16 protein-coding genes and 1 pseudogene are annotated in these 16,566 nt (G+C 67.8%); 4 read left to right on the top strand and 13 right to left on the bottom strand.

From position 1 onward, the window contains the following. Positions 1–16: 16 nt before the first annotated feature. From ACFQ11_RS30050 to ACFQ11_RS30000, 11 genes and pseudogenes are all read right to left on the bottom strand, one after another. Complete coding sequence (locus tag ACFQ11_RS30050) at positions 17–1,150, bottom strand: YfjI family protein (RefSeq protein ID WP_378304775.1); 1,134 nt, start codon at positions 1,148–1,150, stop codon at positions 17–19. 50 nt (positions 1,151–1,200) lie between these two features. Continuing rightward, a pseudogene (locus tag ACFQ11_RS30045) lies at positions 1,201–1,992 on the bottom strand (DnaB-like helicase N-terminal domain-containing protein); the annotation flags it as partial. Positions 1,993–2,092: 100 nt separating this feature from the next. Continuing rightward, the gene (locus ACFQ11_RS30040; RefSeq protein ID WP_378304754.1) at positions 2,093–2,449 is read right to left on the bottom strand and encodes a hypothetical protein; all 357 of its coding nucleotides are present in this window, start codon (positions 2,447–2,449) and stop codon (positions 2,093–2,095) included. Between the two features lie 101 nt (positions 2,450–2,550). After that, positions 2,551–2,778, bottom strand: a complete 228-nt coding sequence (locus tag ACFQ11_RS30035; protein WP_378304752.1) for a hypothetical protein — start codon at positions 2,776–2,778, stop codon at positions 2,551–2,553. Between the two features lie 176 nt (positions 2,779–2,954). Then, on the bottom strand, positions 2,955–5,114 hold the full coding sequence (locus tag ACFQ11_RS30030; RefSeq protein WP_378304750.1) for a P-loop NTPase family protein: 2,160 nt from the start codon (positions 5,112–5,114) through the stop codon (positions 2,955–2,957). Positions 5,115–5,228: 114 nt separating this feature from the next. Then, entirely contained in the window at positions 5,229–6,362 is a 1,134-nt protein-coding gene (locus ACFQ11_RS30025; protein ID WP_378304748.1) for a DUF2637 domain-containing protein, read from the bottom strand. Then, positions 6,359–6,757 (bottom strand): RRQRL motif-containing zinc-binding protein, encoded by a 399-nt coding sequence (locus ACFQ11_RS30020; protein ID WP_378304745.1) that lies wholly within the window; start codon positions 6,755–6,757, stop codon positions 6,359–6,361. Before ACFQ11_RS30020 ends, ACFQ11_RS30025 begins: the two co-directional genes overlap by 4 nt. After that, positions 6,754–7,017: a hypothetical protein gene (locus ACFQ11_RS30015; RefSeq protein ID WP_378304743.1), complete on the bottom strand. Its 264-nt coding sequence runs from the start codon at positions 7,015–7,017 to the stop codon at positions 6,754–6,756. Before ACFQ11_RS30015 ends, ACFQ11_RS30020 begins: the two co-directional genes overlap by 4 nt. Next, positions 7,014–7,433 (bottom strand): RapZ C-terminal domain-containing protein, encoded by a 420-nt coding sequence (locus tag ACFQ11_RS30010; protein WP_378304741.1) that lies wholly within the window; start codon positions 7,431–7,433, stop codon positions 7,014–7,016. Before ACFQ11_RS30010 ends, ACFQ11_RS30015 begins: the two co-directional genes overlap by 4 nt. Beyond that, positions 7,433–7,852 (bottom strand): WhiB family transcriptional regulator, encoded by a 420-nt coding sequence (locus ACFQ11_RS30005; RefSeq protein ID WP_378304739.1) that lies wholly within the window; start codon positions 7,850–7,852, stop codon positions 7,433–7,435. Before ACFQ11_RS30005 ends, ACFQ11_RS30010 begins: the two co-directional genes overlap by 1 nt. A 6-nt stretch (positions 7,853–7,858) precedes the next feature. Then, positions 7,859–8,005: a hypothetical protein gene (locus tag ACFQ11_RS30000; protein ID WP_157419387.1), complete on the bottom strand. Its 147-nt coding sequence runs from the start codon at positions 8,003–8,005 to the stop codon at positions 7,859–7,861. Positions 8,006–8,180: 175 nt separating this feature from the next. Between ACFQ11_RS30000 and ACFQ11_RS29995 the strand changes: the two genes are divergently transcribed. Then, on the top strand, positions 8,181–8,948 hold the full coding sequence (locus tag ACFQ11_RS29995) for a GntR family transcriptional regulator (RefSeq protein WP_378304736.1): 768 nt from the start codon (positions 8,181–8,183) through the stop codon (positions 8,946–8,948). 22 nt (positions 8,949–8,970) lie between these two features. Next, positions 8,971–10,131, top strand: a complete 1,161-nt coding sequence (locus ACFQ11_RS29990; RefSeq protein WP_378304734.1) for a type III PLP-dependent enzyme — start codon at positions 8,971–8,973, stop codon at positions 10,129–10,131. Positions 10,132–10,198: 67 nt separating this feature from the next. On the opposite strand, the gene ACFQ11_RS29985 is transcribed toward ACFQ11_RS29990, so the two are convergent. Next, positions 10,199–12,190 (bottom strand): ATP-binding protein, encoded by a 1,992-nt coding sequence (locus ACFQ11_RS29985; protein ID WP_378304732.1) that lies wholly within the window; start codon positions 12,188–12,190, stop codon positions 10,199–10,201. Between the two features lie 371 nt (positions 12,191–12,561). On the opposite strand from ACFQ11_RS29985, the gene ACFQ11_RS29980 reads away from it, so the two are divergent. Both ACFQ11_RS29980 and ACFQ11_RS29975 read left to right on the top strand, forming a co-directional pair. Next, positions 12,562–13,293, top strand: coding sequence for a hypothetical protein (locus tag ACFQ11_RS29980; RefSeq protein WP_378304730.1), 732 nt, complete (start codon positions 12,562–12,564; stop codon positions 13,291–13,293). 855 nt (positions 13,294–14,148) lie between these two features. Further along, positions 14,149–15,351: an IS110 family RNA-guided transposase gene (locus ACFQ11_RS29975; RefSeq protein ID WP_378304727.1), complete on the top strand. Its 1,203-nt coding sequence runs from the start codon at positions 14,149–14,151 to the stop codon at positions 15,349–15,351. Between the two features lie 715 nt (positions 15,352–16,066). On the opposite strand, the gene ACFQ11_RS29970 is transcribed toward ACFQ11_RS29975, so the two are convergent. Then, positions 16,067–16,435, bottom strand: a complete 369-nt coding sequence (locus tag ACFQ11_RS29970; RefSeq protein ID WP_378304725.1) for a hypothetical protein — start codon at positions 16,433–16,435, stop codon at positions 16,067–16,069. Between the last annotated feature and the right edge of the window lie 131 nt (positions 16,436–16,566).

Here is a 16,566-nt window from a genome sequence, read left to right as displayed (position 1 = left end):
CGGCGTCCGAGGCGAGTCATCGGAAGTCGTCCGACAGGTCGGGGTGAGTCTCGTAAGCCGGGGAGGTGGGTCGTCCTCCCGTCTGTGTGCCGGGAATCTGCCGGATCCAGCCGTGGGTTTGCAGGACGCGCAAGACCGGTTCGAGGTCGGCGACCTTGCGGGCGCGGTTCTTGAGCGGGCCGCGCATGAGATCGCGGGCGGTGAAGCGGGTCGTTTCGGTGCGGCGTGCCCAGTCGAGAACGGTGCGGGCGTGATTGACGGCAGGGTCGGCGCCGATGGCGTCATAGGCGGCTTGGGCGTGCGCGGTGAAGTACTCGCCGAGCTGGCAGGCTTCCCGGAACGTGGCGAGGTCGATCGGGCGCCCGTATCCGTCGCGCAAGTGCTTCGCCAGGTGGAGCAGGACGGCGATGCGGACGACGGCGCCGACCAGCTTGCCGCCCCAATCGGTCATGTGGGCGAGGTCGCCGCTACCGGGGCGGAAACGGGGCTCGGTGGCCTCCAAGAGGTCGATGACGGCTTCTTGCGCGTCGCTGGTGAACGTCAGGGCGACGGGTTCGCCGTCCGGGTCGCCGAACCTGCGCAGCGACAGGACGAGATCGATAAGCGTCCGCTCGTAGGTGTGAGCGGCATGCGCGGGGATGGGGTCGGGCCGGGCGTTGCGGCGGCCAAGCATGGATTCCGGCATGGTGATCAGCAGGCGTCCGAGCAAGCCCTGTTCGCGGAATTCGGGGGTGTCGCCGAGCCCGGCCAGCACACCGGGTTGCAGGCACACGCCGATGGTGAGGGCGGCGGCGTCGATGCGCTCGGACGGTCGGCCCATGCGCTCGATGCGCATTTCCTCGCCGGCGTGCCCGGACAGGAAGACGCCGATGTCCGGGGAGCCAGAGTAGCGGCCACCGGCGATCGAGAACAGCTTGCCGCCCTCGGGCGCCATGACGGCGTATCGGCCGTTCTGTTCGGCCAGTCGTGAGGTGACCTTCTCAACCGTCGAGTCGTTCCCGCCGAACAGCGCAGGCTCGGCGGGCACGGTGGCGTTGTCGAGCGCCATGCGCGCGGCGGACGCGTCGGCACGCCGGTCGAGACTGTCAGGGTGGTCGGTGGCGGCCTTCTCCGAACGCTCCGCCTCGGCCTCGGCGACCTTGCGGGCAATGGTCGCCTCGGCGATGAGTCGGTCAGGTCGGTCAAGATGCCCTCGGCGGCCCGGATGGGGCCGGTCATGGCCTTGTAGACCTCGGACTTCCGGTTGCCGGGCGGCAGCACCATGACCAGGAACAGGTTCACCGGCTCGGACCAGGCCCCGGCGCTCACCGTCACGTTGCCGCCGGCGGCCACGGCGAGCGCGGCCAGGGCGAGGCACCCGGCCAGATCTACCGGCGTCTGGGTGACGTCGGCGACGCCGGCGGCGTACTCGGCGGCCCAGTCCGGCAGGCACCAAATGGGGAAGGCCGGCAGGTCGGGCGCAGTCGACAGCGGCGTCGGGTCGGCCCAGCCGCGCCGGTCGGCGCCGGTGACGGCGGCCAGCTGCGCGGCGACCTGGGCGCGGAGCTCGGCGGCGTCGCCCTCGGCGAGGTTGGCGAGTTGGATGAGCCGGGTTCCGGTCTCGGCGACGGTGCGCGCGTAGGCGAGATCGCGAACCATGTGGGCCCAGTAGGCGGCGTTCGCCGCGGTCGGGACACGGCTGATCAGAGTGTGGAGGTAGGGGCCACCGCCGATCTTGCCGAGCTGCCGGGCGCCGATGTGCGCGCCGACGGCGAGCGGGTCAGCGGGCGCGCCGCGGTCGGCCAGGGCGCACACGGCGTCCCAGATCTGGGCGTGCGCGGGCCGGTAGAAGTCGGTGCCGTCCAGCAACGGCCGGACCTCGGCGAGGGCGGCGGGCGAGAGCATCACCGCGCCGAGGACGCATTGCTCAGCTTCGATGCTGTGCGGCGGCGCGTCGAGGTCGAGGCCGGCGGGCGCGCTGTCGACCACGCGCAGCGGGGCGGGGTTGGTCATGCTGCGGTCCCCTCGTGTGACGTCGGTGCGGTGGCGCGTTGTGCCCGGAGGCGTGACGTGTCGGGGGCGGCCGTAGCCGACGCCTCACGCTGTTGGCGGGTCATGCGGCGTCCTCGGGCAGGACGATCAGGCCCTCGGGCGTGAGGATGAACTCGTGGCCGTGCTCGCACGTCCAGAGGTCGCCGGGGGTGTCGGGGGCGAGCGCGGCCCAGCAGGTGACGACGGTGCGGCAATACGGGCAGTCGGGGCCGTCCAGCACCGGCCAGTGCGTCACCGGGACGTAGATCTGGGTGCGGCAGGTCCGGCAGTGCCAGACGTTGGCGTCGGTGCCGGTCGCGGAGGTGGCGGGGCCGATCCATGCCACGTCGGCGGGACGCTGACAGGTGGGGCAGTCCGGCGCGGTCAGCACGGGCCATTGCTCGACCGGCGGGAACTCGGGCGGGTTGTGCGGCATCATGAAGGTGCCTCCTTCTAGGGCCTCGTTGGGGTCCGTGATCGGTTGGGGGCAGGCCCTCGGCGGCGTGCTTGGTGGCTTGTGCGCCGAGGGCCGCTTTGCGTCTAGCGGCGGGTCCCGCGGTCGCGGGTGTTGCCGAGGTAGGTGAGGATGCGGCGGCCGGCGCGGAGTTGGGCGCCCTTGCCGTTGCAGCGGTGGCAGTAGCGCCAGGCGCGGCCGGACGGGGACCGGAAGCGGCCAGCGCCGTCGCAGCGCGAGCACGCCCGGAACGGCCACAGCCAGCACGACGCGAGGTAGACGGCGGTGCCGATGACCGCGAGCAGGATGAGCATCGGGGCCGGGGTGCCGGTAGCCGTAGCGGTAGCGGCGTGAAGGGTGTGCATGGGTCTCCCAGGGCGGTTTTCGGGCCGGTCGGGGGGTGGGCGCTACCCGCTACCTGCGCTTATTTGCGCAGGTAGATCGGGTAGCGGCGGTGGTAGCGGAGCCGCTACCGGTAGCGGGGCGTGCGCTACCGGGCGAGGCTCTCGGCGCGGCGCGCGATGGCCTCGTCGAGGGCGGCGACTTTGGCGCCCTTGAGGACCTGGCCGCCGCGCTTGCCGTTGGCGCTGGGGACGCCGAACGCGCGGACCTGAGCCGAGATCGCTTCGGCGGTCACCTCGCCGTAGCTCTCGGGGAGCCGCTCGGCGAGGCGGGTCGCCAGGTGTTGCCAGCTCACCCACTTCTCGCCGGGCTGGACGGCGGCGCGGACGTCGGCGAGCACGTCTCGGGTCTCTCGCGTGATGTCCTCGCCGGCCGCCATGCCCGAGAGGGTTCCGGCGCGCTCGCGGAACGCGCGGGCCGCGGTGAGGATCTTTTCGGCGTCCTCGGCGTCGGCGAGGTAGGTGCGGGTGGTGGGCGTGGAGTCGCCGGCGCCGCGCAGGATGCCCACGCCCTTGTAGTCGGGCAGCAGGGTCGAGGAGTCGTAGCCCTCGGAGTAGGCGCCCGATCCCAGGACCAGGTCGGAGACCTGCCATGACCCGGTGCGGAGGCTGAAACGGATCTGGTGGTTGTCGCGGAAGGCGTTGAACTGCTGGGCGACCTGCCCGGTGCCGATGCCGGACGGCTTCTGAGTGGCGCCGAGCACGATGACGCCGGCGGCCGGGGCGACCTTGACCAGGAAGACCAGCAGCGCGGCGATCTCCTTGTTGGCGTCGGGGTCGGGGGTGTCGAAGTACTCCTGAAACTCGTCGATCACCACGAGCCGGACCGGCATGCGGTAGGAGGGGTCACGGGCGATGTCGCGCGTGAGCTTGCCCTCCGGGCACACCTCGGCGGGCAGCTCCGACAGCCGCTGATACCGGTCCTGCACGTCGGCCTTGATGTCGCGAAGCGCCTGGATGAACAGGTCCACCGGGTCGCCCTCGCGTCCCATGGCGAGGCCGAACGCGCACCGGTCGGCCACGAGCTTGAACTTGCGCCAGTCCGGCGAGTCCTTGCCGTCGAACACGCTGAGGCGCACGTAGGGGTCAAGCGCGGCGTACAGGGCGAGCGCGCGGGCCGAGAACGTCTTGCCCTGCCGGGGCTGTGCGCCGACCAGGATGGAGTTCCACATCATGTCGACGGTCACCGGGCGTCCGCGCTCGTCGACGCCGAACGGGGCCGGTTCCCATATGTCGGTGGGCCGCAGCTTGAGCAGCGGCGTCCGGCCGGCGGGCACGGCGAGCGGGTCACGGTCGGCGACCCACAGCACGTGACGCCGGTGCGAGGTCGGGTCGCGGGTGATGAACACCTGCGACAGCGACACGTCCAGGCCGGACGCGATGGCGGGCTTGGCCTTGATGGCGTCGTCTAGGCCCTTGCCGTACGGGAGGTCGACCACGACGCGGCTGCCCTCACCGTCGCGCGACATGCTCGACCCGAACTCGATCTGCTGGCCGGGCTTGGCCGGGTCGCCGAGCTTGGCCGCGTAGTACGCGCGAAGCACGATGTCGGCGTTGAGCTTGCGGAACCGGGGCGCCACCACGGCCGCGCTCACGATCCGCTTGTCCGCCGGGCGCCCGAACCGCGCCAGTAGCGGCACGACGATTCCGGCGGTGAGGACCTGCGTCCAGAACGGGGCGGAGATCAGCGTCATCCCGCCCAGGGCCACCCCGGCCGCCTCACCGGCGACGACCATGCCGCGCCACGTGCGGGTGGCCTTGGCCTCGCGGTGCAGCTTGAGCCACAGATCGGCGTCACCGGCCGCCGCGGCGCCGTTGCGCAGCGAGAGCTGTTCGCTCACCCACCACCACCGCAGTTGCCGGCCCGCGAGCCGGAACACACCGGCCGCGGCGTACAGGGTGGCCAGTCCGGCGTAGGCCGGGACGCGAACCGCGTGGAAGGCGGCGACGTGCGCCCACCGGCTCACCGCCTGCCGGGCGGCGGCCTTGACCCCCACCCAGCTCTGCAAGGCCGCCGGGATGACTGGGCGCTGCGCGGCGTCCCGCTCGGGCAGGTCGACCGGGGCCGGCGGCGCGGTCGCCGCGGCGGTCGGCGCCTCGTCCAGGTCGATCTTATAGGAGGTGTCCGCCGGCGCGGCCGGACCGTCCGGACCGGTGGCCGGGGCGGGCGCCGACTCGGCGTCGGCGCCGTCGGCGGTGGGCTTGACGGGCAGGTGCACGACCTCGCCCATGGCGTTGGCGTGGCTCATGACTGGTTGTCCCCCTCGGTGGACGGCGCTGCGACGGGCGCGGCGGTGTCCTCGGTGTCGGACGGGTCGGCGAGTTCGGTCTTCAAGCGGGCCAGCAGGGCACCGACGCGGGCGTTACCGGCGCTGTGTCCGGCCTCGCGGAGACGGACGGCGAGCGCGTTGCGGGTCAGCGCCTGGCCGCTCTCGGCGAGGTCGGCGGCGATGCGCCGTCCGGTCGGCATGAGGTCGTCCACGTCCGGCGGCGGCGCGGTGGTCTTGCGGGACCGGCGGGGGGACGGTCCACCGGCGCGGCGCGCGGACCGTCCGCCGGTGGTCCGGGTGCGTCCGGGACGGTCCGGCCGACGGTGCGGGGGACGGTCCGGCGGCGGGCGGCGTGGACGGTCCGGACTCCATTGCCGGACGGTCCACCGGCCCGGCGGCGGGACCGTCCTCGCCCGATCGCTCGGACCGCGCGCCGGACGGCGCGCCGGTGTCCTCGGCGGTGTCGAGTTCGCCGAGCCGGTACAGGGCGCGGACGCGGCGGGGTGCACGGCGGCGCCACGCCCACCGGCCGTAGGTGTCCTGCAAGTCGGTCAGGGCCAGCAGCCGGGCGCGCTCACGGCTCAGGGCGTCGGGGTAGGAGCGGATCTCCCACAGCACCATCCGGCGCCACAGCTTCATGGTGGGCCACGGGGCGAGGATCCACCGGGCGGCCCGGATGCCGTCCATGCGGGTTCCGGCGGCGATGCCGGCGCGGATCCGGATCACGTGCGCGGCGATCTCCACCGCGATGACCCACAGCGCGGGCAGCACGGCGTGCGCGACCTTCCCGAACGTGCCGTGCTCGCCGGCCACGTTCAGGTAGACGGTCGCGGCGGTCAGCGCCCAGGGGATGAACCGCAGCCACCGAATCCGCATGTCCAGCCGGGCGAGCACGATGTCGAGGGCGGCGAAGATCGCGATGCCGAGGTCGATGCCGAGGGGCACCGTCCAGGCCAGCCCGCCGAACGACGGGCGGGACGCCTCGGCGACGGCGGCGAAGCTGTTGACGAACCCCAGCAGTCCCAGGACGCCCACCAGCGCGGCCACCACGGCAACCGCGGTGAACTCGCTACTGGTCAGCGCGCGGCCCCTCGGCGAGCTCTGCGGCGCGGTGGCCTCGGCGCCGTCCGGCACGGCGGCCGGGGCGGTCGGGGTGTCGCTGGGGCGCGTGATCGATCGGGCGGGAGCGCCGAGGGGCGCGGGCATGCGGTGGTCGAGAGTGGTCATGCGGCAGATACCTCCGCTCCGATCGCGTCGGCGCAGTCCAGGCACTCGTCGAGGTGGCGGGGCAGGACGTATCCGGCGTCCCGACCGCAGGTCGGGCACACCCGGCGGGCGGCGAGCGCCCTGCCGAGGGCCGCGCGCTGCTTGTCGGTCGGCACGCGCTTGGGCAGCGCCAGGCGCACGTCGTACAGGTAGGCGGCGCGCACTCCCTTGCGGTAGCGGCGGGAATTCCACAGCACCTGTCCGGCGATCTCCTGACCACCGGGGCGCAGGCCCTCGGCGGCGAGCTGGCGGAGCGTGCGCAGGTGCGGCGGCGCCATGCGCCACGGCCACGTGGGGATTCCGAACCGGGCGCCGGTCGGGTCGAAGAACCGCGCGGAGCTACGGCGGCGGGTCACGACGCCACACCCCCCGCCCGGCTCTTGGCGTAGGCGGGACGCTGCACGGTGACCAGGTACCAACCGCCCTCACTCAGCGACCGGCGGGTCAGCCGCACGCAGGCCACCGTCACGCCGAGCACCGCCACCGCGGTGAGGACGAACGTCGGCACGGGGTGCGTGATCAGCAGCGCCGCGCCGACGACGGCGAGGCGGGCCGGGGACAGGCACAGCCACCCCGCCAAGGCGAGCACGGCCAGCGCGACAATCACGGCGGTCATCGCTGCACCACCGCCTTGCCGATGTCACGGTGCGCGAGCGTCACCGGGACGTGCAGGTCGGCCAGCATCGCGGCGAGGACGCCGCCCACGGTCGCCGCGCGGTGCCGGCCGCCGGCGCAGCCGACCGCGACCATGACCGGACCGGCGGACGGGCCGGACAGGTAGGCCAACGCCGCGGCGACGGTCGCCTCGATCAGCGGCCGGATACCGGGCGTGTTCAGCACCGCGGCGCGGACCTCGGCGTCATGGGCGGTCAGGTTCCGCAGTCCGCGCACGGCGTGCGGGTCGCGGAAGTGGTGGCGCAGGTCGAGGACGATGTGCGCGCCGGCGGGCGGGGCGTCGTGCAGGTATCCGAACGTGGTCACCCGAACCTCGGCGTTACCGGTCGCGGCGGTCGTGTTCGTGGGGGCGTTCATCAGGCCACCTCGTTCAGGTCGAGGTCGGACAGGTCCAGGTCGGGGAGGGCCGCCAGCTCGGCGGCGGTCAGACCGGCCCACACCCCGTACTCGGGACGGATCCGCGTCGCCAGCTCCAAACAGGCGCCGCGCAGCGGGCAGGACTGGCACACCTCGACGGCGACCAGCTCACGGGCCGCGCGCTCGTCCGGCGACTCGGCGCCGTCCGGGCCGGTGTGCAGGTCGGGGTCAAACCGGCACTGAGCGCCGGTGATCGGCTTGCCGCGCAGGTCGACACCGGCCAGCGCAGCGAACGGGGTCAGAGAACGGGACACGGGCACCTCGTTGAGATTCGTGATCGGTTGGAAGGGACGGCCCTCGGCGGCGGGCTTGGTGGCTTGTGCGCCGAGGGCGAGCGTCTGCGAGCGGTAGGCGGTCATCGCTGGTCAGCCCAGCGAGCCCGAGAACGTCGTGATCGCGTGAATCACCTGGTTGACCAGCGCGGCGGCCTTCTCCGGGTTGTTGATCGCGAAGATCGCGACCGCGATGCCGGCGAGCCACTGCGGGATGTTGCTGGACTTCTGGGGGAACATCCGAGCACTCCTCACGAGATACGTCAAACGTTTGTCGTTTGGCGTTGTCTCGATTGTGGCCGCTTCGGAGCAGATGTCAAGAGGCATCAATCGTTTGGCGTTTGACGTCTGGTCTGGTTAGGTGGGGCTAACGCAGCAGGTAGATAGCGGGTAGACAGCGAGAAGGAGCAGGTAGATGGCCACAACGGAGCGCCACGGGTTCCGCGACATCGCCGCCAAGATTCGGGAAGAAATCATCGACGGCCGGTACCCCACCGGGTCCGTCCTGCCGGCCGAGCCGGAGCTTGCCGACCGCTACGGGGCGTCCCGCAGCCTGGTGAACAGGGCAATGCAGGTACTCGCGGCCGAAGGCATCGTGCGGCCTCGACAGGGGCGGGGCACCATGGTCACCTGGCTCCCGCCGATGCTCCACTCGCCGGCGCGCTACGACCGGGCGACCCGCGAGAACAACGGCGCACGCGGCGCGTTCGACGCCGAGGTTCGCGCCCGTGGGCTGGAGCCGCAGCACGAGATCACCACCGAACGCGCCGAGCCGCCGGCCGATGTCGCCGAGGCGCTCGGCCTGCCGACCGGTGAAGTGAACTGCCTCGTCCGACGTCGGCGACTGCTCGCCAGCGGCATCCCGGTCCGGCTGAACGCCAGTTGGTTCCCGCTCGACATCGCCGAGGGGACAGTGCTGGAGGAGGACGGGCCGGTGATCGTCGGCGGCGTCAAGAGCGCGCTCGCCGAACTCGGCCACGCGCAGACCAGGGCGCGCGAGCAGATCATCCCAAGCCGTCTGCCCACCGACGCCGAGGCGCACGCGCTGGAGATCAGCCCGGAACGCACGGTCGTCGAGATCACCCACGTCGGCATCACGGCCGAGGGTCGCGCCGTCGAGGTCACGGTCTCGGTCGCGCCCGCCCACTACGTGACGGCTCAGTACGAGTTCCCGCTCGCCTGACAACCGGAAGAGACCACACCCGATGATCACGCGCCCAGTCCAGGACCACGTCCAGGCCCTCGCCGGCAAGGGCGAGCTACCCGCCTTTGTCTACGACCTCGCCGCGCTGCGCGAGCACGCGGCCGAGGTCAAGGCCGCGCTCTCGGCGCCCGGTGCGCCGGAGATCTTCTACGCCGCAAAGGCCAACCCGGACGCCCCGATCCTGCAAGCGCTCGTCCCCTACGTCGACGGGATCGAGGTCGCGTCCGGCGGCGAGCTGGCGCACGTGCGCCAGGCCCTGCCGGACGCGCGGTTGGCGTTCGGCGGCCCCGGCAAGACCGACGACGAACTACGCCTCGCCCTCGACCTCGGCGTCGAGCGCATCCACGTCGAAAGCCCCTACGAGCTGTCGCGCCTGGCCGACATCGCTCGGGCGTCCGGCCGCGAGGTCGACGTCCTGCTAAGGGTCAACCTCGCCGGCGACCGCAGCGGCGTCGCGCTCGCCATGAGCGGCCCGTTCGGCATGGACCCCGACCTCATCGATTCATGCACCGCCATCCTCAACAACTCCCCGCAGGTGCGCCTACGCGGCATCCACGCGCACCTGGCGTCCGGCCTGGACGCCTCCGCCATGGTCGCCCAGTCCGCCGAGATTTTCGCGTGGGGCCGCGCGTGGCTCGACAGCATCGGCCACACCGGACCACGTGAGTTCAACCTCGGCGGCGGCATGGCCGTCGACTACTCCACACCCGACACACGATTCGACTGGAAACAGTACGGCGCCGACGTCGCCGCGCTCGCCGAGCCCGGCGAAACGCTGCGCATCGAACCGGGCCGCTCCATCAGCGTCTACGCCGGGTGGTACCTCACCGAGGTCCTGGACGTGAAGAAGGCCCACGGCCAGTGGTACGCCGTCCTACGCGGCGGAACCATGCACATCCGCACACCCGTCACCAAGCAGCACAACCACCCGTTCGACGTCCTCACCCGAAACGGCGACGGTCCCGCAGTCGCCGGCGAGCCCGTGACCCTCGTCGGACAACTCTGCACCCCAAAGGACGTCTTCGCACGCGAAGTCCCCACAGATCACATCGCAGTCGGCGACCTAGTCGCTTTCTCCATGTCCGGCGCCTACGCCTGGAACATCTCTCACCACGACTTCCTGATGCACCCGAAGCCGACCTTTCACTACCTAGAGGGCTGAAACCTGTTGAGAAAGCCCTCCGGTCGACAGACCGGAGGGCTTTCCTCTGTTCTGCGCTAAGCGCGTCTCAGCCAGTCGAGCTTTCCTCAGTCCCGGGATCGTCGCGGAGGGACATCGGAAGAGACTCGGCATGCACCCTTTTCAAGTATGCAAGCGACTCGGAGAGTGAAGGGTCGTGAGCAAGTGCGTCTGAGAAGAACTCTAGACGCGACTTATTCTCATCAATTAGATCCCGCCAAGAACGAACGAAAGCGCGAACTTTTGGTTGCGTTTCATCTCTTACCGGCGGGTCATGGAAGAGGCCACTGCGAACGGCCTGCGCATGAACCCGGTTCCGCGCTGTGTCGCCAATCCTGCTGCCAACTAGAATCAAGTCCCATGTGGCGGAGCCGTTGCGGAATCGCGGATCACCTATGATCGTATTGGCGTAATCTTCAACTTGATCGAGCTCTTTCCTATCGATTTTCACCCCAGGCGCCTTTAGTTCTACGACGAGGTGTCTGACACGACCATGTTCTCGCTTCGAGACCGCTAGGTGCAAATCCAGGCGCCCGCGCCTGCCTTCTGGCGTTTGGACAGGGCCGATTCTGTCAGCAGGTAGACCAGAGAGGCGTAGATGTGTTCGCAAAGCCTCCGTTAGGCCGCGTTCACTGCGCATCACGTTGTATTCTTCACCGAAGACCCATAGCTCCCTTTCGAGCATTTGATGAAGATGATCTTTTTCGGCTACGTCTTGTGAGCCGACAGCGTCATAAACTATGTGATCCAATGCCACCAAGAAGCGACCGCGGTCGGCTATCTTCGATGTTGAGCGGATGATATTGCTCAACGAAGTAGACTCGATGAGTTCAGTCAAAGCGTCTCTGTCGCTAGCGGGAAGCGCCAATACCTCATGCAGAATCTTTAGTAGCGACTCTGGTTCGTGGCGTATGACGTTCTGAAGGAGATGCAGAGTGAGGCCAGCACTCGCCTTTCCTTGGGCGATATGCGCACTAAGAGCACCTGACACGAGATCGAACGTTGCGCGCTCTACCTTCTCTGCTTCAGTCTTAGGGGGCTCTTTGTAAGGGTAAGCACCCGAGTTCTTCCAGATTTCTATCTGACTGCGACGGTCTTGCCGTCGTCGCCATTCGAAGTACTCGCGGATGGCGGCTTTGACGTCACGGACTAGTTCCGCATACGGAGATGGCGCCAACTCTCCTAGCGCGATCTCATTCGATGAGTCCCCGATACCAGGCCAAGCGACATAGAGGGAGAAATTGTAGCGAGGTTCGATGTCTTTCGCGTCATGCTCAAATACGGCGTGGTCAGTCGACTCACCGTAGTAGATCGAGTGATGCCTGCCGGATTTCCATTCGATCAAGCGCAACGAGTAGGTGAAATCTCCTTCTTCTGTCTCAACGACCCTCTCAAAAACCTTGTCCTCGGCAATCTGCTCTGCCGGATTTATCGGGGTGCCATCGTAATTTAGGGTGACAGACGGGTTGTTGAGCAAGAAGGGTGCAAAGGTGGCAGCAATGTTGGCCCTGGCACGTTCTGAATCCAGTCGCTGAATCGGTTGCCCTTGCGAGTCATTATATGCAGCGAAGACCGTTCCTAGGATCTCCCCGCGACTTACTTCGACCGCGTCATACGTGAATCTCCCACGGTCTGTACGATCTCCCTTAATGGTGAGCCGCCAACGTTTGTTGGTGGCATCCTTGCCAACGCTCACCCATTCCACGCGGTCCCCTAGAGCGAACGCATGGAGACGCCCTTCGCCTTTACTTCCCCAAAGCTTCCTTTTGCCGTTTTTGCTCCGCTTGCTCCGCGCTTTCCACGAGTTCCCGATTTCGCCAAAGGTTGGCGAAACCTCATCAACGCTGATCCCGTGGCCCCAATCACGGACTTTGACACGCGTTATCGCGCGTAGGTGATCCCGCTCGAACTCGACATCTACTCTGTCCGCTTCTGCGTCGATCCCATTCCAAATTAGCTCGATAACGGCTCGAATGGGGTCACGCTCTTTTGCGAGACGCTGGACGTGATCGTTGCTCGCAGACAACACGAGTTCATGCATGTTCTGAAGGTAACGCCGTCCGGACTTGCTGTCACCCTCCGTTGGCATCATCGGCCGACACCGGTCGCTAGTGCCACAGCGATCTATACAGTCCTGTGAGTTGGCAGACTCCGCCCGCAGGTCGCGCTCATCGACGAGCTGGCACACGGGGGGTTACGCACGCTGGCCGGTTCCCGACTTGCGCGGGGACCCGCGCGGGGCCTCACACCGGGCCAACGTCGAGGAGGCGGCAGCGCCTGCCCGTCCGCCGGCCCAGGCTACGAGTCCCTGCCCCGCGCAAGTCCGCCGCCGTCCAGCTCCGGCCACTGATAGGGGCTCCAGAGTATGTAAATCGGGAGCAGGCAAGATGTTGATATGAAACAATTCAGCACATGGCGAACGGTGAAGATAGCGTGGAAACAGTCATAAATGATGAAACAAACTGCCCACTTCCGATGGCGCATGACCGCTTCGAGGAGGCCCACTGGTTCCTCCACCAAATGATGGACACATATCATCATCCTGCTATTTTCAGGTACAGCACGAATGCATTCCTTAGCGCCTTGAAGGCCGTTGCGGAAATGTTGCGAACCGAAATGAAAAGCAAGGGGCATGACGTTTGGGTCGGACAGATGTTTGATCGCTTCAAGGCAGATCCCGTTCTATTGAAGTTCAATGACAGTAGAAACATAGTTATTCATCATCGATCGCTTCTGCTTGGCAGTAGAGTCGAAACCGGCCTCTTTCGGGGCAGGAAGTTGAAATTGGCTAGTCGAATTGACGTCGATCACGATGCCGATAGTGGTCGCATACTTTCGTTTATTCAATCTGAGTGGCTCGGCTTTATGCTCGACGAAGGGCATTCGGCATTGAATGAACAGCTTGGGGTCAGACGCACCTATTTGGTGCCGGAAATAAGTGAATCCGAGGACGTTTTTACCGCTTCAAATCGAGCATGGTCGAGGGTTAGCGCAGTTCTGTCGGAGGCGCATGGTTTGCTTGGTTTCACTTTTCCTGCAATCTCCGAGGAGGATCGAAAGGCACACAATGTCGACCACATAAACCTCATTCTAGAGATGGATGTTGACCCTAGCCTCCCAGAGAGATGGGGATGGCTGGAGTAGTAACGTGCTGGCGTGTCGGCGCTTGAGCATCAAAGCCTGCGGTACTCCGTGTTCCGCGGAGCGCGGTGGGTCGAGGTTCTCGACCTGCTCTAGTACTAGCGACAGCAATCCGGTACCGGGCTCGGTCTCGACCTTCTTTTCGGCGTCCAGCGCTCGCCCCTCATCACCTACGGCTCGCATGGCCCATTCGTTGCCACGCGGAGGAGACACTCTGGCTGGCCTAGGCGATGCTCCCGACGACGTTCAACGGCGTAGCGTGTTCCATCTGCGTCCGGTAATCGCCTCGCTAGGTGCATCTGCACAGGTAGACGCACTGATCGGCGCTGGTCTCCGGAGCCGTGTGCGCAGGTTCGAATCCTGCAGGGGGCACCTCAGATGATCAGCCAAAACCCCGGTTGACCTGCCAGCACGGCAGTCACCGGGGTTTTGCATGTATGCAGCCATGTCCCACCGTGAGCCGCCGTCTGTCAGCGTCCACGGATTATTTACGGAATGGGTCCGACGGCGTCCGTGCAGGTCAGGCCCAGCAAAGAGCCCCGGTGCGGAACCGAGGCTCTCATCTCGTCAGCGACCACGCGCCGGGTCCATACGTTGAACGATCTCCGGACTGTCCCGTTACCGTTTTCACGTCCCCGCCCATGGTGGGGAGCCAGGTCACCCGGCCCGGCATGACTCAAGCCCCCTGTCGCACGCATGATCCGGGGGGTGTTGTCACCGGGCCAGGGTGGCGTCGGTGGACCGCTCATAGGGACAAGGCAATCTTCCGTGACGAAGTCATCGTCTCGCCGTAACGTGGATGCCGGCAGCCGACGCCAGAACCGTGACCAGGCCAAACACCCCGTGACAGAGGTCAACGTGAGCGTCGAGTACGCCGTTTTCCTGGGGTTGGACGTCGGCAAGGGCGAACACCACGCCTGTGCCCTGGCCCCCTCCGGTAAGAAGCTGCACGACAAGCCACTGCCCAACGACGAGCAGCGGCTGCGCGCCCTGTTCACCCAGCTGGGACGGCACGGCCGGGTACTGGTGGTGGTCGACCAGCCCGCCTCGATCGGTGCACTGCCCGTCGCGGTCGCCCGGGACGAGGGCTGCCAGGTCGCCTACCTGCCCGGCCTGACCATGCGGCGGCTGGACGACCTGCAGCCCGGCGACGCCAAGACCGACGCCCGCGACGCGTTCGTGATCGCCGACGCCGCCCGCACCCTGCCGCACTCCCTGCGCCGCGTCGACACCGGCAACGAGACCCTCGCCGAGCTAGAGGTCCTCGTCGGGTTCGACGACGACCTGGCGGGTGAGTCGATCCGGTTGGTCAACCGGATCCGCGGGCTCCTGGTCACGATCCACCCCGCCCCGGAGAAGGCCCTGAGGCCGCGGTTGCACCACCCCGCCGCACTCGAGTTGCTCGTCCAATACGGCGGCCCGGACGGACTGCGCGCCGCCACCGCCGACGAGCTGTTGGCCACCGCCCGGCCGCTGGCCCCGCGGATGGCCGGGCGCCTGGTCGAGGCGGTCAAGACCGCCCTGGACGCCCAGACCGTCGTCGTTCCCGGCACCACCGCGGCCGCGACCGTCCTGCCGCACCTGGCCCGATCCCTGCGATCGGTCCATGACCAGCGCGGACAGGTCGCGGCCCAGGTGGAGGAGATCCTCGATGCCCACCCTCTTGCCAGGGTCCTGATCTCGATGCCCGGCATCGGGATCAGGACCAGCGCACGGATTCTGCTGGAGATCGGTGACATCGCGGCGTTCGCGACTCCCGGGCACCTGGCGACCTACGCCGGCCTGGCGCCCGTCACCCGCCGCTCCGGCTCGTCCATCAAGGGCGAACACCCGCCCAAGGGCGGCAACAAGGCCCTCAAACGCGCCATGTTCCTGGCCGTGTTCGCCTCCCTGTCCGACCCGCTGAGCAGGGCCTACTACGACCGGAAGAGATCCGAGGGCAAGAAGCACAACGCCGCCCTCATCTGCCTGGCCCGCCGCCGCTCCGACGTCATCTACGCCATGCTCCGCGACAAGCAGCCCTACCAACCCACACGCAAACCCGCCGCCCGAGCGGCTTGACGAACCCCATAGGGACACCCCCCAGACCGTGACGTAGACCACGGGGACACCAGCGATCAGCCGCCACGAGATGCCCGCGTGTCGGAAGTCGTACGGCTTGCACGCAAGGGGCGTCTTGACCTGCTCCGGTGTCAGCGCCTTCTCCCGCGCGATCTTGAGTACGCGCCACAACGTAGGGGGCTTATAGACGCCCGCCGTCCGGAACAGCCGGCCACCCGAACCGTCCCGTACTCTGCGAGGTGATGGCGGAGAAGGGCCACCAGCTCGGGCGGGACCGGAACCGGCCGCCGACTGTCCTTCGGCCGCCCCTTGATGCCGCGATTCATGAACCTCACCGTCATCAGTCCACTGCTTGCCCGCCGCCGACTTCACCTCGCCAAGCTCCAACTCTCCCCACCCGGTTTCTCGCAGAGAAACGCAGTTCTCCTTGGTGAGGTTGATCGCCTCAGACGGCCGCGTCATCGCGTAGTAGAGGCAGCCGAACAGCGCCACGAGTCGCGGCCCCTGAGTCTTCCCAACCTTGCCGATCTCCGTGAGAAGCGTCGCCACTTGCTCAGGGCTGGGTACTCGCCGCCGGTCAAGGCGGCGCCGGTCCTCGGGCGGCGGACCGCCGGCCCGCGATTGCCGAAACGTCGGCCCGATCTACTCGGCGACGGCCGGAGCGCTGGACCGTGCAGGAGGGGCGAGACTATGCCAACGAAACACCACCAGGCGGCTAGACGTGATCGTCAGGGCTGGCCGGGTGGTTCCCGAGGGTCCGTCTGGTCACCTCCATAACCTGGGCGTCTATATCCTGCGCCCGATTGTTCCCTGGGGTCAGGGTCTCGTACTTGCACTCGAGAGGGGCGAGTTCGATGACGAAGGGAAGATCACTGCCCAGGAGCCAAGGAATGCGGCTTACCAGGTCCCTCGGCTGCATCTTGCCCGCAAGCAGCCTTCGCGCTATCGCCCTGGCGGCAACCTCCTGGCCGACGTGGGTGCTCAGGTCAACAGAGGGCAAGCCGAGTTCTGTGAGTGCGCCGGGGAGGTATTCGGGCACGTCGTACGTGGCGTCATGCGAGGAGATGGCCGCGAGCATCCGCAATCTGGGACCGTCGAGCCCGCCTGCCAAAGCCTCGCGGGACTGTACGGTTTTCGGTGTAACTCCTGATCAAGGAGTGACGCATGACAACCGAAGCGAGCACGGAGGCCGTGGTGGCCGAGTCCGACAACCCG

Origin of the sequence: Actinomadura sediminis, from assembly GCF_042675525.1 — a bacterium.
GTDB classification, from domain to species: Bacteria; Actinomycetota; Actinomycetes; order Streptosporangiales; family Streptosporangiaceae; genus Spirillospora; species Spirillospora sediminis.
Note: the sequence above shows the minus strand (reverse complement) of the source record. Positions and strands in the feature narration are given on the sequence as shown.

Excerpts from the sequence above, each read along its gene's own strand:
- ACFQ11_RS30040 (WP_378304754.1), bottom strand. The coding sequence starts at position 2,449 with ATGATGCCGCACAACCCGCCCGAGTTCCCGCCGGTCGAGCAATGGCCC.
- ACFQ11_RS30035 (WP_378304752.1), bottom strand. The coding sequence starts at position 2,778 with ATGCTCATCCTGCTCGCGGTCATCGGCACCGCCGTCTACCTCGCGTCG.
- ACFQ11_RS30030 (WP_378304750.1), bottom strand. The coding sequence starts at position 5,114 with ATGAGCCACGCCAACGCCATGGGCGAGGTCGTGCACCTGCCCGTCAAG.
- ACFQ11_RS30025 (WP_378304748.1), bottom strand. The coding sequence starts at position 6,362 with ATGACCACTCTCGACCACCGCATGCCCGCGCCCCTCGGCGCTCCCGCC.
- ACFQ11_RS30015 (WP_378304743.1), bottom strand. The coding sequence starts at position 7,017 with ATGACCGCCGTGATTGTCGCGCTGGCCGTGCTCGCCTTGGCGGGGTGG.
- ACFQ11_RS30010 (WP_378304741.1), bottom strand. The coding sequence starts at position 7,433 with ATGAACGCCCCCACGAACACGACCGCCGCGACCGGTAACGCCGAGGTT.
- ACFQ11_RS30005 (WP_378304739.1), bottom strand. The coding sequence starts at position 7,852 with ATGACCGCCTACCGCTCGCAGACGCTCGCCCTCGGCGCACAAGCCACC.
- ACFQ11_RS30000 (WP_157419387.1), bottom strand. The coding sequence starts at position 8,005 with ATGTTCCCCCAGAAGTCCAGCAACATCCCGCAGTGGCTCGCCGGCATC.
- ACFQ11_RS29995 (WP_378304736.1), top strand. The coding sequence starts at position 8,181 with ATGGCCACAACGGAGCGCCACGGGTTCCGCGACATCGCCGCCAAGATT.
- ACFQ11_RS29990 (WP_378304734.1), top strand. The coding sequence starts at position 8,971 with ATGATCACGCGCCCAGTCCAGGACCACGTCCAGGCCCTCGCCGGCAAG.
- ACFQ11_RS29985 (WP_378304732.1), bottom strand. The coding sequence starts at position 12,190 with ATGCATGAACTCGTGTTGTCTGCGAGCAACGATCACGTCCAGCGTCTC.
- ACFQ11_RS29980 (WP_378304730.1), top strand. The coding sequence starts at position 12,562 with ATGGCGAACGGTGAAGATAGCGTGGAAACAGTCATAAATGATGAAACA.